This is a genomic window from Streptomyces gamaensis (genome assembly GCF_042656465.1).
GTDB lineage: Bacteria > Actinomycetota > Actinomycetes > Streptomycetales > Streptomycetaceae > Streptomyces > Streptomyces gamaensis.
The window spans coordinates 591,816-606,533 of sequence record NZ_JBHSPB010000001.1 but is presented as its reverse complement, the minus strand read 5'-3'; the positions used below and the strand labels follow the sequence as shown (position 1 = coordinate 606,533).

At 73.8% G+C, this 14,718-nt stretch carries 13 protein-coding genes and 1 pseudogene; 9 read left to right on the top strand and 5 right to left on the bottom strand.

The features are described from left to right. Nucleotides 1-273 precede the first annotated feature (273 nt). From ACFP1Z_RS02745 to ACFP1Z_RS02730, 4 genes are all read left to right on the top strand, one after another. Nucleotides 274-1,314, top strand: coding sequence for a quaternary amine ABC transporter ATP-binding protein (locus ACFP1Z_RS02745; RefSeq protein ID WP_390314110.1), 1,041 nt, complete (start codon nucleotides 274-276; stop codon nucleotides 1,312-1,314). Next, entirely contained in the window at nucleotides 1,311-1,775 is a 465-nt protein-coding gene (locus tag ACFP1Z_RS02740; protein WP_390314075.1) for a hypothetical protein, read from the top strand. The genes ACFP1Z_RS02745 and ACFP1Z_RS02740 overlap by 4 nt, the downstream gene beginning before the upstream one ends. After that, on the top strand, nucleotides 1,772-3,790 hold the full coding sequence (locus tag ACFP1Z_RS02735; protein WP_390314074.1) for an ABC transporter permease: 2,019 nt from the start codon (nucleotides 1,772-1,774) through the stop codon (nucleotides 3,788-3,790). Before ACFP1Z_RS02740 ends, ACFP1Z_RS02735 begins: the two co-directional genes overlap by 4 nt. A gap of 148 nt (nucleotides 3,791-3,938) precedes the next feature. Continuing rightward, a complete protein-coding gene (locus ACFP1Z_RS02730) occupies nucleotides 3,939-4,898 on the top strand; it encodes an ABC transporter substrate-binding protein (protein WP_390314109.1) in 960 nt (319 codons plus the stop codon). Between the two features lie 156 nt (nucleotides 4,899-5,054). Here ACFP1Z_RS02730 and ACFP1Z_RS02725 read toward each other — a convergent pair. The 3 genes and pseudogenes from ACFP1Z_RS02725 to rocD form a co-directional block, all read right to left on the bottom strand. Beyond that, nucleotides 5,055-5,282 (bottom strand): annotated as a pseudogene (locus ACFP1Z_RS02725) (carboxymuconolactone decarboxylase family protein); the annotation flags it as partial. Nucleotides 5,283-5,361: 79 nt separating this feature from the next. Next, nucleotides 5,362-6,195: a hypothetical protein gene (locus tag ACFP1Z_RS02720; protein WP_390314108.1), complete on the bottom strand. Its 834-nt coding sequence runs from the start codon at nucleotides 6,193-6,195 to the stop codon at nucleotides 5,362-5,364. Nucleotides 6,196-6,272: 77 nt separating this feature from the next. Beyond that, nucleotides 6,273-7,481 carry an ornithine--oxo-acid transaminase gene (rocD, locus tag ACFP1Z_RS02715; RefSeq protein ID WP_390314073.1) on the bottom strand — a complete coding sequence of 403 codons (1,209 nt, stop codon included), beginning with the start codon at nucleotides 7,479-7,481 and terminating at the stop codon, nucleotides 6,273-6,275. Between the two features lie 102 nt (nucleotides 7,482-7,583). On the opposite strand from rocD, the gene trpS reads away from it, so the two are divergent. The 3 genes from trpS (at nucleotide 7,584) to ACFP1Z_RS02700 (ending at nucleotide 10,337) form a co-directional block, all read left to right on the top strand. Beyond that, the gene (gene trpS / locus ACFP1Z_RS02710; RefSeq protein ID WP_390314072.1) at nucleotides 7,584-8,597 is read left to right on the top strand and encodes a tryptophan--tRNA ligase; all 1,014 of its coding nucleotides are present in this window, start codon (nucleotides 7,584-7,586) and stop codon (nucleotides 8,595-8,597) included. Between the two features lie 182 nt (nucleotides 8,598-8,779). Next, the gene (locus ACFP1Z_RS02705) at nucleotides 8,780-9,382 is read left to right on the top strand and encodes a 2'-5' RNA ligase family protein (RefSeq protein WP_390314071.1); all 603 of its coding nucleotides are present in this window, start codon (nucleotides 8,780-8,782) and stop codon (nucleotides 9,380-9,382) included. A gap of 58 nt (nucleotides 9,383-9,440) precedes the next feature. Next, complete coding sequence (locus tag ACFP1Z_RS02700) at nucleotides 9,441-10,337, top strand: YihY/virulence factor BrkB family protein (protein WP_390314070.1); 897 nt, start codon at nucleotides 9,441-9,443, stop codon at nucleotides 10,335-10,337. Nucleotides 10,338-10,346: 9 nt separating this feature from the next. On the opposite strand, the gene ACFP1Z_RS02695 is transcribed toward ACFP1Z_RS02700, so the two are convergent. Further along, entirely contained in the window at nucleotides 10,347-11,771 is a 1,425-nt protein-coding gene (locus ACFP1Z_RS02695; protein WP_390314107.1) for a D-alanyl-D-alanine carboxypeptidase family protein, read from the bottom strand. Nucleotides 11,772-11,832: 61 nt separating this feature from the next. On the opposite strand from ACFP1Z_RS02695, the gene ACFP1Z_RS02690 reads away from it, so the two are divergent. Beyond that, nucleotides 11,833-12,075 carry an SCO4848 family membrane protein gene (locus tag ACFP1Z_RS02690; protein ID WP_390314105.1) on the top strand — a complete coding sequence of 81 codons (243 nt, stop codon included), beginning with the start codon at nucleotides 11,833-11,835 and terminating at the stop codon, nucleotides 12,073-12,075. Between the two features lie 170 nt (nucleotides 12,076-12,245). Then, nucleotides 12,246-13,802, top strand: coding sequence for an ABC transporter substrate-binding protein (locus ACFP1Z_RS02685; RefSeq protein WP_390314104.1), 1,557 nt, complete (start codon nucleotides 12,246-12,248; stop codon nucleotides 13,800-13,802). Between the two features lie 13 nt (nucleotides 13,803-13,815). Here ACFP1Z_RS02685 and ACFP1Z_RS02680 read toward each other — a convergent pair whose 3' ends face one another. Beyond that, nucleotides 13,816-14,613, bottom strand: a complete 798-nt coding sequence (locus tag ACFP1Z_RS02680; RefSeq protein ID WP_390314069.1) for an alpha/beta fold hydrolase — start codon at nucleotides 14,611-14,613, stop codon at nucleotides 13,816-13,818. Nucleotides 14,614-14,718: the final 105 nt, after the last annotated feature.

The window sequence follows — 14,718 nt, the reverse complement described above, 5'->3', positions numbered from 1 at the left end:
CCGCAGCCGGGCTCCGCGGCCGGTCCTGGCACCGCCGCCGATGCGGCGGCCGGCCCGGGCGCTCCCGCAGTCGCGGCATCCTGCTCTGCGGCCGGAGCGCCTGCCGGGGATGGCCCCGAGCCGGTGGCCGGCCCCGGGGCCCCCGCCGTCGCGGCATCCGGCCCGGCTGCCGGCTCCCGTGCCGCCGACGGCGCGGCGCCGCAGCCGGGCTCCGCTGCCGCCCCCGGCGCCCCCGGCGAAAGCGGTCATGGCCCTGCGGCCCGGGCCGACGGGCTGCCGCCCGTCTTCTCCGTGCGCAATCTGTGGAAGGTCTTCGGGCCGAAGGCCGACAAGGTGCCGGGAAGTCCCCTGGCCGAGCTGTCCGCCGAGGAGCTGCGCGAGCGGCACGGGTGCACCGCCGCCGTCCGGGACGTGTCCTTCGACGTGCGGCCCGGCGAGGTGTTCGTCGTCATGGGCCTGTCCGGGTCCGGCAAGTCCACGCTCGTACGCTGCCTGACCCGGCTCATCGAGCCGACCTCCGGCTCCATCGCCATCGACGGCGAGGACGTCGTCGGCATGGACCGCGACCGGCTGCGCGAACTGCGCCGGCACCGTGCCGCCATGGTCTTCCAGCACTTCGGGCTGCTCCCGCACCGCACCGTCCTCGACAACGTCGCCTACGGACTGGAGATCCAGGGCGTCGGCAAGGCCGAACGCCGCGCCAAGGCCGCCGAGATGGTCGACAAGGTCGGCCTCGCCGGCCTGGAGGGCCGCCGCCCCGGCCAGCTCTCCGGCGGCCAGCAGCAGCGCGTCGGGCTCGCCCGCGCGCTCGCCGCCGACCCCGAAGTGCTGCTGTTCGACGAGCCGTTCAGCGCCCTGGACCCGCTGATCCGCCGTGAGATGCAGGAGGAGGTCATCCGCCTGCACCGCGACGAGGGCCGCACCATGGTCTTCATCACCCACGACCTCGCCGAGGCCCTGCGCATCGGCGACCGCATCGCGCTGATGCGCGGCGGGCGCGTCGTGCAGTGCGGCACCCCGGAGGAGATCGTGGGCTCCCCGGCCGACGACTACGTGCGCGACTTCGTCCGCGACGTGCCGCGCGAACAGGTCCTCACCGTGCGCCGGGCCATGCGTCCCGCGACGGCCGACGAGGCCTGCGAAGGGCCGGTGCTGACCCCGGCCACCACGGTCGCCGACGCGATCGGGGCCGTGGCCCGCGCGGGCACCTCCGCCCGCGTCATGGAGGACGGCCGCTGCCTGGGCGTCGTGGACCACCGGGGGCTGCTCGGTGTCGTGGCGGGCCTGGACGGCGAGAGGAGGGCGGCGGCGTGAAGGGAATGACGACTGCCGCGGCCTGGACGCCGGTCCTGTACGGGGGCGCGGCTCGCCCGGCGGGCCTGTCCGCGTTCGCCTTCGGCGTCCACGCCGACGCGGCGGCCGAGGCATCCGCCGTGCCCGGCCGCGCCGCCGGCGCCGCCCGGCGGTACGGCCGTACCGCCGCGCACCCGTCGGCCGCCCCGGCCCGGGTGCCGGTCCCGGACGGCGAGCGCACCGCGGGCCCGTCGGCGCGTACCGCGAACGCCCACGCTCGTACGGCGGTCCCGTCCCCCGCCCCGCGCAGCGCCACCTCGGCCGTGCCCGGCCGCGCCGCCGGCACCGCCCGGCCGTACGGCCGTACCGCCCCGCGCAGCGGCCCCCCGGCCGCGTCCGGCCGGGTGCCGGTCCGCCGGGCCGGGGCGGTCCCGGCCGACGACCCCCGGCCGTCCCCCCACCCCGCCGGAGGCCCCGCATGACTCTCACCACCTCCCCGCCGGAGGCCACACCCCGCGCGCGCGGCCCCGAGCCGGCGCGCGCGCAGGCCGCCGCGCCGCAGCGGCGCGCGACCCCCTTCACTCAGCTGCTGCGCCGGCCGCGCGTGCGCGGGATCGCGCTGTTCGCGGGCGTCGCCGTGGTCCTCGCCCTGGCCGCGAACGCGGCCTTCGGCAGCGGCGGTTGGCCGCACGCGCTGACCGTCGACCTCGCCGCCCCCCTGACGCGCGTCAACGACTGGATCGTCGACAACCGCGACAGCCACTGGCTGTTCCTGTACTTCTTCGGGCACATCAGCAACGCCGTCATCGCCGCCGTGCGCGCCGTGTACACCGTGCTGCTCGCCCTCGGCTGGGCCGGGGTCACCGCCGGTGCCGCGCTGCTGGCGTGGCGGGTCGCGGGCGTACGGGCCGCGGTGACCGCGCTCGTGTCGTTCGCGGTGTGCGGGCTGCTCGGCATGTGGGTGCCCACGATGCGTACCCTCGCGCTGATGGTCGTCGCGGTCACCGCGTCCGTCGCCGTGGGCGCGCTGCTGGGGCTCGCGGCCGGGCTGTCGGAGCGTACGCACCGCGCGCTGCGGCCCGTCCTGGACACCATGCAGGCCATGCCGGCCTTCGCCTATCTGCTGCCCGTCGTCCTCGTCTTCGGTATCGGCGTCGCCCCGGCCGTGCTCGCCACGGTGATCTACGCGGCGCCGCCCATGGCCCGGCTCACCGCGCTGGGCCTGCGTTCGACCGACAAGGGTGTGCTGGAGGCCGTGGAGTCCCTCGGCGCGACCGGCAGGCAGCGGCTGCTGTCCGCGCGGCTGCCCATGGCCCGCCGCGAACTGCTCCTCGGTGTCAACCAGACGATCATGATGGCGCTGTCGATGGCCGTCATCGCGTCCGTGATCGGCGCGGACGGTCTCGGTGACCGCGTCTACCAGGCGCTGTCCACCGTGGACGTCGGCAGCGCGCTGGCCGCGGGCATCCCGATCGTGCTGCTGGCGGTCGTCCTGGACCGGACGACCGCGGCGGCCGGGGAGCGCTCCGGTGCCGGCGGCGGCGCGAGCCGCGGACGGGCGTGGGCCGCCTGGGGGCTGGTTGCCGCTGCCACCGCCGCCGCTGCCGTCGTCGCGCGCCTGGCCGGCGCCCTGAACTGGCCCGACGGCTGGACCGTCTCCATCGCCGGACCCGTCAACGACGCCAAGGACTGGATCGTCGACCGGCTCTCCACCGGACTGCCCGGCATCGGCGGCACCGCCGACTGGGCCGCGCACTACACCGGCTGGGTCCTCGACCCGCTGCGTTCCGGCCTGCAGGCGCTGCCCTGGTGGGGCGCCGTACTGCTCGTCGCCGCCCTCGCGCGGGCCATCGGCAACTGGCGCACCGCGGCCACCGCCGCGCTCGCGCTCGCCGCGATCGGGGTCACCGGCCGCTGGGACACCTCGATGGACACCCTCTCGCAGGTGCTCGCCGCCGTCGCCGTCACCCTCGTGCTCGGCTTCGCGCTGGCCGTGCCCGTCGCGCGCAGCGCGCGCGTCGAGCGGCTGCTGCGGCCCGTCCTCGACGTCTTCCAGACGCTGCCGCAGTTCGTCTACCTCATCCCGGTCGTCGCCCTGTTCGGCATCGGCCGCGCCCCGGCCGCCGCGGCCGCCGTGGTCTACGCGCTGCCCGCCGTCGTGCGCATCGCGAGCGAGGGCCTGCGGCAGGTCAACCCCGGCGCCATGGAGTCCGCGCGCTCGCTGGGCGCGACCGGCGGACAGCAGCTGCGCCAGGTGCAGTTCCCGCTCGCCCGGCCGCAGTTGCTGCTCGCGGTCAACCAGGCGGTCGTGCTCGTGCTGTCGGTCGTCATCATCGGCGGTCTCGTCGGCGGCGGCGCCCTCGGCTACGAGGTCGTCTACGGGCTCGCCCAGGGCGACCTGGCCGCCGGGCTCCTCGCGGGCACCGCGATCGTCTGCATGGGGCTGGTCCTGGACCGGGTCACCCAGCCGGTGAAGAAGGGAGAAGGCCGTGCGTGAGCGCTCCGCTGGGAGTCCGGCGCGTCGTCTGCGGGTGGCGTCGTGGCTGATCGCGCCCACGCGGCGGAGCCGCACATCGGAACAGCCCCCGCGCCCCTTCGGGGCGCTGCCCGGATCGCATGGGACTTCGCCGAGCCCACTCGGACGGATCGCGGCCGCCACCACGGCGGCCCTCGGCCTGCTCGCCGTCGCCGGCTGCGGTGCCGCCGATATGACCGCGCAGACCTCCCCGTACGCGGACGCGCAGGGCACCAACACCGTCACCCTGTCCGTGCAGTCGTGGGTGGGCGCCCGCGCCAACGCGGCCGTGGCGCAGTACCTGTTGGAGCACGAACTGGGCTACCGCGTCGACACCGTCCAGGTCGACGAGGTCCCCGCCTGGGACGCCCTCAGCCAGGGCCGCGTCGACGCGATCCTGGAGGACTGGGGCCACCCCGAGCAGGTCAAGCGCTACGTCGAGAACAAGAAGACCATCGCCGACGGCGGCGACCTCGGCGTCACCGGTCACATCGGCTGGTGGGTGCCCAAGTACTTCGCCGACGCCCACCCCGACGTCCTCGACTGGAAGAACCTCAACAAGTACGCCGACCAGCTGCGCACCCCCGAGAGCGGCGGCAAGGGCCAGCTGCTGGACGGCTCCCCCTCCTACGTCACCAACGACCGGGCCCTGGTCAGCAATCTGAAGCTCGACTACCAGGTCGTCTTCGCCGGCTCCGAGGCCGCGCAGATCACCCAGATCCAGCGCTTCGCCAAGGAGAAGAAGCCGTTCCTGACGTACTGGTACGAGCCGCAGTGGCTGTTCAACGAAGTGCCCATGGTGGAGGTGAAACTCCCCGAACACACCCAGGAATGCGCCGACAAGGGCACCGCCGACCCCTCCACCGTCGACTGCGCCTACCCCACCTCGCAGTTGAAGAAGTACCTCAACGCCCGCTTCGCGGACAAGGGCGGCAAGGCCGCACAGTTCCTGAAGAACTTCCACTGGTCGAAGCAGGACCAGAACGAGGTCGCCCAGATGATCGCCGAGCAGAAACTCCCGGCGGACGAGGCGGCGAAGCGGTGGGTGCAGGCGCACCCTGACGTGTGGAAGGCGTGGCTGCCCGCCTAGCCGCAGCCGGGTGTCAGGCCGCCCCGGGCGCCGGCACGGCTTCCCGGCCCGGCGGGGCGGACAGGGGTGAGCGCCGCCCCCGCCTCCACGGCCCGCCTCCGGGCCGCACCGGAACCCCCGTACCCGGTGCGGCCGGAAGGCGGGCCGGCGCGTCCGTCACGGACTGGGCGTCATCCGGGTCGTCACACCGATCCGGTTCAACGCGTTGATCGTGATGATCAGGCCGATCAGCTGGGACAGCTCGCGCTCGCCGAAGTGCCGCGCGGCACGCCCGTAGACCTCGTCGGGGACGAAGCCGTCGGTCAGGACCGTGACCGCCTCGGTCAGGGCGAGGGCGGCGCGCTCCTTGTCCGTGAAGTGGTGCGGCGCCTCCTCCCAGGCGCTCGGTCGTCATGCGGTCGACCCTAGGAGGGAGGTACGACAACGACGTGGGGCAATCGCGTGCCGGAGCCGCGGGTCACTGCTACGGCTCCGCCGGGGCCTCCCCGAAGCGGGCCAGGGCGAGCGCGCCCAGTACCGCGAGCGTGAAGCCCGTGACGGCCAGCGGGACCAGGCCCTCCCGGGTGCGGTCGCCGAGCCAGGCCACGCCCACCAGGGCCGGGCCCAGTGTCTCGCCGATGACCATGCCGGCCGTGGCCGCCGTCACCGAGCCGCGCTGCAGTGCCGAGGTGAGCAGCAGGAAGGCCGCGCCGCCGCCCAACAGCAGTGCGTACACGGCCGGGTTGGCGGCGAGCGCGCCGGGGGAGAACGTGTCGATCAGGCGTACCGCGACCTCCACGACCCCGAAGCCGAGTCCCGCGCCCAGTCCGAGCGAGGCCGCCCGGGCCCGGCCCCGCAGTCGGCCCGCTGCCGCGCCCAGCCCCAGTACCCCGGCCGCGACGGCCAGCGCCCCGATCCGCAGCGCGGCGAGGCCCGTACGGTCGCCCTCCGAGCCCTCGTGCCCGGAGGCCAGCCCGAGCATCGCCAGCCCCCCGCACACCACGGCGACCGCCGCCCACTCCACGCCGCTCAGCCGCACCCGCAGCACCCACGAGGCGACGACCGCCGTCACCGCCAGGCTCGCGGCCAGCGCGGCGCCCACCGCGTAGATCGGCAGTGTCCGCAGCGCCACGAGCTCCAGCAGGAACCCCAGCCCGTCGAGCGCGAGCCCCGCCACGTAGCGCCACTGCCGCAGCACCCGCAGCAGCAGGACGGGGTCCACGCCCGACCCGGAGCCGGGCGCGGACGCGCGCGCCGCGACGGCCTGGAGAACCGACGCGGTGCCGAAGCAGACCGCCGAACCGAGCGCGCAGAGCATGCCGAGGACCACGGCACGACTCTAGAGCCCGGGCGCGGCGCGCAGCAGGCCGGGCGGCGGACGGACCCGGGGCCGCTCTACGCCCCCAGCACCGACCGGAGTTGGGCGAGCCCCCAGTCCAGGTCCTCCTTGCTGATCACCAGTGGCGGGGCGATGCGGATCGTCGAGCCGTGGGTGTCCTTGACCAGTACGCCGCGCTCCATCAGGGCTTCGGAGACCTGCCGGCCCGTGCCCTTGGCCGGGTTGATGTCGACGCCCGCCCACAGCCCTCTGCCGCGCACCGCGTCGACGGCGCCGCCGCCCACCAACAGCCCCAGTTCCTGGTGCAGATGCTCGCCGAGCTCGGTGGCCCGCTGCTGGAACTCGCCGGACCTGAGCATCGCGATGACCTCCAGGGCCACCGCGCACGCCAGCGGGTTCCCGCCGAAGGTCGAACCGTGCTCGCCGGGGTGGTAGACGCCCAGCACCTCCCGGGAGGCGACGACCGCCGAGACCGGCACCACGCCGCCGCCCAGCGCCTTGCCCAGGATGTACATGTCCGGTACTACGCCTTCGTGGTCGCAGGCGAACGTACGGCCCGTCCGGCCGAGCCCGGACTGGATCTCGTCGGCCATGAACAGCACCCCGCGCGCGGCGGTCAGCTCCCGCACGCCCCGCAGATAGCCGGGCGGCGGCACGAGCACGCCCGCCTCGCCCTGGATGGGCTCCAGCAGGACACCGACCGTGTGCTCGTCGATTGCGGCTTCGAGCGCGGCCAGGTCCCCGTAGGGGACGATCTCGAAGCCGGGGGTGTAGGGGCCGTAGTCGCGCCGGGCCTCCTCGTCCGTGGAGAAGCTGATGACGGTCGTGGTGCGGCCGTGGAAGTTGCCCTCCGCGACCACGATCCTCGCCCGGCCGTCGGGCACGCCCTTGACGCGGTAGCCCCACTTGCGGGCGGTCTTCACGGCCGTCTCGACCGCCTCCGCGCCCGTGTTCATGGGCAGCACCATGTCCTTGCCGCACAGCGCCGCCAACTCGGCGCAGAAATCGGCGAAACGGTCGTGGTGGAAGGCGCGCGAGGTGAGCGTGACCCGGTCGAGCTGCGCCTTCGCCGCGTTGATCAGACGGCGGTTGCCGTGCCCGAAGTTCAGGGCCGAGTACCCGGCGAGCATGTCGAGATAGCGGCGCCCTTCCACGTCCGTCATCCACGCGCCCTCCGCATACGCGACGACGACCGGCAACGGATGGTAGTTGTGCGCGCTGTGGGCCTCGGCGGCTGCGATGCTGCGTTCCGTGGAAGAAGTCACCGTGTGCTCCGTTCGCTGTGCGGGGCAGGCTGTTCCTACTTTCTACTACCTCCACGGGCTCCGTCGGACGGAGTCGGCCCCCGCACCTGAGAGAATGTGCCCATGGCCCACGATCGTCCGCGCGCACTGTCCGGTATCCAGCCCACCGCCGAGTCGTTCCACCTGGGGAACTACCTCGGTGCGGTCCGGCAGTACGTGGCGCTGCAAGAGACCCACGACGCCTTCTACATGGTCGTCGACCTGCACGCGATCACCGTCCCGCAGGACCCGGAGCGGCTGCGCGCCAACACCCGCATCGCCGCCGCCCAGCTGCTGGCCGCCGGGCTCGACCCGGAGCGGTGCACCCTGTTCGTGCAGAGCCATGTGCCCGAGCACGCGCAGCTCGGCTGGGTCATGAACTGTCTGACCGGCTTCGGTGAGGCGTCCCGGATGACGCAGTTCAAGGACAAGGCGGCCAAGCAGGGCGCGGATCGGGCCAGCGTGGGCCTGTTCACCTACCCGGTGCTCCAGGTCGCCGACATCCTGCTGTACCAGGCCGACGCGGTCCCGGTGGGCGAGGACCAGCGCCAGCACATCGAGCTGACCCGCGACCTCGCCGAGCGCTTCAACACCCGCTACGGGCAGACCTTCACGATGCCCTCGCCGTACATCGTGCGCGAGACCGCGAAGATCTACGACCTCCAGGACCCGACGGCCAAGATGAGCAAGTCGGCGGCGACGCCGAAGGGTCTGATCAACCTGCTCGACGAGCCGAAGGTCTCGGCGAAGAAGATCAAGAGCGCGGTCACCGACACCGACACGGTGATCCGCTTCGACCCGGAGAACAAGCCGGGCGTCAGCAACCTGCTGACGATTTACGCCACGCTCACGGGGACGCGGATCGCCGAACTTGAGCAGAAGTACGAGGGCAAGGGCTACGGTGCGCTCAAGACGGACCTCGCCGAGGTCCTGGTGGAGTGGGTGACCCCCTTCCGTGCCCGCACCCGGGAGTACCTGGACGACCCGGAGACCCTGGACGCGATCCTGGCGAAGGGCGCCGAGAAGGCCCGTGCCGTCGCGGGCGAGACCCTGGCGCAGGCGTACGAGAGGGTGGGCTTCCTGCCCGCCAAGCACTGACGAGGCACGGCAGCGGGAACACCCCGCCGGGCGGACCGGCGGCGGTGGCAGTACCGCGACAGCGCGGGCCACGGTCACGGACCGTGGTCCCGTGCGCGCGGGACCAGCGAATCTGGCGGCCGGTACGGCCCTGCCGTCACACTGGCCACGGGGACGTACAGGCGCACAGGAGGGAGAACGCAGTGGGGACCGTAACGCTCGGCGTTTCGATCGCGGTCCCGGAGCCGTACGGCAGCTTCCTGCAGAAGTGCCGTGTGGGCTTCGGTGACCAGCAGGCCCACGGCATCCCCACGCACGTCACCCTGCTGCCGCCCACCGAGGTCGACGCCGCCGTCCTGCCCGCCGTGCGCGGCCATCTCGCGGAGGTCGCCGCCGCCGGGCGGTGCTTCACCATGCGGCTGTCCGGGACGGGCACCTTCCGGCCGCTCTCGCCCGTCGTCTTCGTCAATGTCGTGGAGGGCTCGGCGGCCTGCTCCTGGCTGCAGAAGCGGGTCCGGGACGGCTCCGGGCCGCTCGCCCGCGAGCTGCAGTTCCCCTACCACCCGCACGTGACCGTCGCGCACGGCATCGACGAGGAGGCCATGGACCGGGCCTTCGCCGAGCTCGCGGAGTACGAGGCCGCCTGGACCACGTGCGGCTTCGCGCTCTACGAGCAGGGCGCGGACGGGGTGTGGCAGCTGGAGCGCGAGTACCCCTTCGGGGACGGCCGGGGGGAAGCGCCCCCGGCCGCCCCGGCCGTCCCGCGCCAGCCGGGGGTCTCCCGGCCCCCGGCGGCCTCCCGCTGACGCGGCCCGCGGCCGCCTTGCGCGCATCGCGGGGCCGCCGCGGTGGTACACCAAGATCATGGACTGGCTGACCCGCCTGCCGGTGATCGGGCCCGTGGCCGCCCGGCTGATGCGCACCCACGTCTGGCGCTGCTACGAGCGGCTGACCGGTGTGTCCTGGTCCCGGCTCGCCGCCGCGATCACCTTCACGAGCTTCCTGTCGCTGTTCCCGCTGCTGACCGTGGCCGCCGCGGTCGGCGCGGCCGTCCTGAGCAAACAGCAGCTGCACAGTCTGGAACGCAGGCTCGCCGAGCAGGTCCCCGGGATCTCCGGGCAGCTCGACTTCTCGGCGCTCGTCGACAACGCCGGCACGGTCGGGGTGGTCGCCGGGGCGCTGCTGCTGTTCACGGGCCTGGGCTGGGTCGGCTCGCTGCGCGAGTGCCTGCGCGCGGTGTGGGGCCTGGAGGAGAGCCCCGGCAACCCGGTGCTGCTCAAGCTCAAGGACGCGGCCGTGCTGCTGGGCCTGGGCGGGGTCGCCCTGGCCTCGGTCGCCTGCTCGGGCTTCGCGACGGCGGTGGCGGGCCGCGTCGTCCAGGCCGCCGGGCTGGGCACGGGCGCCGGGGTGCTGCTGCGCGCGGCCGGGTTCTGCGCCGCCGTCCTCGCCGACTTCCTGCTCATGGCGTACGTGCTCTCCCGGCTGCCCGGCGTGCGCCCGCCGCGCCGCGCCCTGGTGGTGGCCGCGCTGCTCGGCGCGGTCGGCTTCGAGCTCCTCAAGCTGCTGCTGAGCGGCTATCTGCAAGGGGTCGCGGCCCGCAGCATGTACGGCGCGTTCGGCACCCCCGTCGCCCTGCTGCTGTGGATCAACTTCACGGCGCGGCTGACGCTGTTCTGCGCGGCGTGGACCGCGGAGGCCGGCCGGGGACCGGCTCCGGGAACGCCGGGGGCCGGGACGCCCGCGGGCGCCCCGGCCCCGTAGGCCGTGCCGTCAGTCCTTGCGGCGCCGCACCCGCTCCGGGAGCGGGTGCCGGCGGTGGATGACCACGCCCGCGGCCGCGAGGAGCGCGAGGACGCCGCCGGTGACGCCGACCGCCGTCCACATGCCCTCGCCGGAGTTGGTGACCGCGGCCTGTGCCTGGCCGCTGCCGCGCCCGCCGGCCTTGCCGCCGCCGGACTTGTCGGCCGCGCCCTGCGGGGGCACCAGCATGCCGACCGGCTTGACGTGCCCGTAGGCCTCGAAGCCCCAGTCGAAGAGCCGCTGGGTCTCCTTGTAGACCTCGTTGGGCTCCTTGGTCTCGGGGTTCATGACGGTGACGAGCAGCTTGCGGCCGTCGCGCTGGGCGACGCCGGTGAAGGTGTTGCCGGCGTTGGTGGTGGAGCCGTTCTTCACGCCGGCGATGCCCTTGTAGACGGGCAGGCCCTGGCCGGTCAGCAGCCGGTTGGTGTTGAGGATGCCGAAGGTGTCCCGCTTCTGGCCCTTCTTCTCCTCGCCGGGGAACTGCGCGGAGACCGTCGAGCAGTACTCGCGGAAGTCGGCCTTCTGCAGTCCGGAGCGGGCGAAGAGGGTCAGGTCGTAGGCGCTGGAGACCTGGCCGTCGGCGTCGTAGCCGTCGGGCGTGACCACGTGGGTGTCGTTCGCCTGGAGTTCGTCGGCGTGGGCCTGCATGTCCTTGACGGTCTGCTCGACGCCGCCGTTCATCGCGGACAGCACGTGCACGGCGTCGTTGCCGGAGCGCAGGAAGACGCCCAGCCACAGGTCGTGCACGGTGTAGGTGGACTCCTCCTTGATGCCGACCTGGCTGCTGCCCTCGCCCATGCCCGCGAGGTCGGCGGAGGTGACCTTGTGCTCCTTGGTGCGGGGGAACTTCGGCAGCACCGTGTCGGCGAAGAGCATCTTCAGGGTGGAGGCGGGCGGCAGTCTCCAGTGCGCGTTCTTCGAGGCCAGGACCTCGCCGGACTCGGCGTCGGCCACGATCCAGGAGTCGGCGGAGATGTCCGAGGGCAGGGCGGGCGCGCCCGGCCCGCGCTGCACCTGCTCGCCGGGCTGCCCCAGCAGTTCCCCGCCGACCGTCGACATCCGGGCCGGCGGCTGCTTGGGCGGCTTGGCGGGGCGCTTGTTGTCGGCGGGGGGAGCGGAGGAGGAGGCGCCGGGGGAGCCGCTGGGCGTCGTGCCGGGGGCCGCCGGTGCGCCGGTGGCGTGGGCGGGGGCCGCGGTCATCAGCGGGACCAGCAGGGAGGCGGACGCCAGCAGCGCGGCCCGGTGGCGGCGGGCCGCGGGGTACCGCGCGGGGAGGGAAGGTGTCGTCGGCACGCTCAGGAACGTACCCCGCCGCGCGCGCGGCGCAGACAGCACCTCACCGGGTCGGCCCTGCGCCGAGGACCCGATAGGACCAGTCGGCTCCGCCGAACGCATACTGGGGCTCATGTCGAGTCCTTCCGGTGACGTCCCCGTTCGTCCGTCCGTGCCCTCGCCCCTGGTTCTCTCCCGTCCGGTGTCCTGGTTCCTGCTCGCCTTCGGGGTGTGGAGCTGGGTCATCTGGATCACCTTCGCGAAGAATCTGTGGAAGGACGGCAGTGGGCTCGCCTTTGACGAAGCGGGCGATCCGACGGCGTACTTCTGGGTGCACCTGGCGCTCGCGATCACCTCGTTTCTTCTGGGGACGGCTGTCGGCGTCGTGGGGTTGCGCGGAGTCCGGGCATTGCGGCGTACCTCATAGCAATTCGGGCATGAGTCGCTGCAAAAAGACGAGTCGTCCCGGAACGCGGCCCGGAAGCACGGTCCGCCCCGGAACCCGGGTGTCCAGTTGGCCGGTTCCCCGGACGCGGGCCCGCTTGTGTGTTTGAGTGAGGCGCATCACTGTGCGGGGAGGTCGCGGGGATGCGCGGGGTGCGAGGGGTACGGGCACGGGCCGGCGCGACGGCCGGGGCGCTGCTGCTGGCCGGGGGAGCGGCGGGCTGCGGAGCCGTGGGACTGGGCAGCGCCGAGACCCGGCCGGTCACGGTGGGCACGACCGACACGGTCACCACGCTCGACCCGGCGGGCGCCTACGACGCCGGCTCCTGGAACCTGTACAGCAATCTCTACCAGTCGCTGCTGACCTTCGCCCCCGGCTCCGCGACGCCCGTCCCGGACGCGGCACGCCGCTGCGGTTTCCACGGCGATGAACTGCTCGTGTACAGCTGCGAACTGCGCGACGGCCTGACCTTCGCCGACGGGCACCGGCTGACCGCGCGGGACGTGAAGTTCTCCTTCGACCGGGTCCGCCGCATCGCCTCCCCGCAGGGGCCCGCGCCGCTGCTGCGCAACCTCGACGGCGTGGAGGCCTCCGGGGCGCGGGTGACCTTCCGGCTGAGGACACCGGACGCCACCTTCCCCTTCAAGATCGCCACCGGTGCCGGGTCGATCGTCGACTCCGCCCGCTATCCGGCCGACCGGCTGCGCACGGGGCAGACGGCCGACGGCTCCGGCCCGTACGTCCTCAAACGCTATGTCCCCGGCCACAGCGCCGAGTTGGAGCCTAACGGGCGCTACCGGGGCGCGGTCGAGCAGGGCGGGGGCGAGGTGGTCGTGCGCTACTTCCCGGACTCCGGCGGCCTGAGCGAGGCGTGGCGGCGGCACACGGTCGAGGTCGCGGCCCGGCAGCTGCGGCCCGCCGACATCGCCCGGCAGAAGACCTCGGACGCGCACGTGCGGATGGTCGACAGCCCCGGCTCCGAGATCCGCTCGATGGTCTTCAACGTGCGCGAGGGCGCTCCGGCGGCACCGGCCGCCGTGCGCCGGGCGGTCGCCTCCCTCGTCGACCGCGAGGCGCTCGCCCGGGATGTGCACCTGCGCACGGTCGAGCCGCTGTACTCGATCGTCCCGCAGGGATTCACCGGCCACGCCACGCCCTTCTACGACGACTGCCCGCGCCCCGACCCCGAGCGCGCCCGGTCCCTGCTGCGGCAGGCCGGGATCCGTACGCCGGTCGCCTTCACGCTCGCCCACTCCCGCGGCGCCGCCGCCCAGGAGGAGGCGGCGCTGCTCAAGCAACAGCTGGAATCCTCCGGCCTGTTCGAGGTCGAGGTCCGCAGGGTGGAGTGGCAGGAGTTCCAGCAGGGGTACGCGGCGGGCGCCTACGACGCGTACCTCATCGGCTGGCTCGCGGACTACCCCGACCCCGACACCTTCGCCGCCCCGCTCGTGGGCAAGGACTCCTCGCTGCACACCGGTTACAGCAGCGACCGCATCGAGGAGCTGATCCGCGCGACGGAGCGCAGCCCCCAACGGGGCCGGGCCGCCGGGGACTTCCGCGCCCTGCAGAAGACCGTCGCCGCGGACGTGCCGCTGCTGCCGCTGTGGCAGAAGAAGAACTATGTGCTCGGCGACCCGGGCATCTCCGGCACCCAGTACCTCTCGGACGGCACGGGCATCTGGCGGCTGTGGCGGCTGGGCCGGATCTGAGCGGGGCGGGTCCTCACAGGCCGTGCCGGGCCAGGAAGTCCAGGATCAGCTTCTGCCACTCCTCGGGGCGCTCGGCCATCACCACGTGCCCCGTGGCGATCTCCGCGTACTCGGCGCCGGGTATGCCCTCCGCCAGGACCCGGGAGTTGCCGGGGGTGACCAGGGTGTCGCGGGTCGGGGCGATGACGAGGGTGGGCACGGTGATGCCGGCGAGGTCGCCGGTGGTGTCGCCCGCCGCGACCACGGCGGCCTGCTCGGCGGCCCCGGCCGGGATGTCATGGGCCAGCAGCCGCAGGAAGGTGTCGGCCTGCTGGGGGGCCATGGCGTTGAAGAAGTCGTCGGAGAAGCCCACCAGGGCGGTGAGCGCGGCGAAGGCGTCCGGGTCCGGGCGGTCGGTGAGCAGCTTCTGCCACAGGGCGAGCACCGCCCGCGTCCGGTTGTCGGGCCGGGCCAGTCCGGCGGTGAGCACCAGGCCGCGTACCCGCTCCGGGTGGCGGGCGGCCGTACGGACGGACACCAGGGTGCCCAGCGAGTAGCCGAGCAGCGTGAAGGTCTGGACGCCCGCCTCGTCGGCGGCGGCGACGAGGGCGTCGGCGAGCCCGTTGAGGGTGAGTGCGGCGCGCGGGGTGGCGCCGGAGCCGGGGTAGTCGGGGGCGATGACGGTGTGCCCCTCGGCGAGCGCCGGCAGGATCGGCGCGTAGTTGCCGGCGATGCTGCCGCCGGCGCCGTGCGCGAGGAGCAGGGCGGGGCCGGCGCCGTGGACGGCGGTGGACAGGGGCGGAAGCGTCGTGGTGTTCGGCTGGTTCGTCATGCCGTGAGCGTTTCACCTGACACCGGTGTCAGAGTCAAGCCGGACGCGAGAACGGCGAAGGGCCCCGGCTCCTTGAGGAGTCGGGGCCCTTCGCGCGAGGGGTTC

Coding starts and splice junctions, on each gene's coding strand:
- ACFP1Z_RS02720 (WP_390314108.1), bottom strand. CDS start 6,195: ATGCTCTGCGCGCTCGGTTCGGCGGTCTGCTTCGGCACCGCGTCGGTT.
- ACFP1Z_RS02680 (WP_390314069.1), bottom strand. CDS start 14,613: ATGACGAACCAGCCGAACACCACGACGCTTCCGCCCCTGTCCACCGCC.
- ACFP1Z_RS02695 (WP_390314107.1), bottom strand. CDS start 11,771: ATGCGTTCGGCGGAGCCGACTGGTCCTATCGGGTCCTCGGCGCAGGGC.
- ACFP1Z_RS02700 (WP_390314070.1), top strand. CDS start 9,441: ATGGACTGGCTGACCCGCCTGCCGGTGATCGGGCCCGTGGCCGCCCGG.
- ACFP1Z_RS02735 (WP_390314074.1), top strand. CDS start 1,772: ATGACTCTCACCACCTCCCCGCCGGAGGCCACACCCCGCGCGCGCGGC.
- trpS (WP_390314072.1), top strand. CDS start 7,584: ATGGCCCACGATCGTCCGCGCGCACTGTCCGGTATCCAGCCCACCGCC.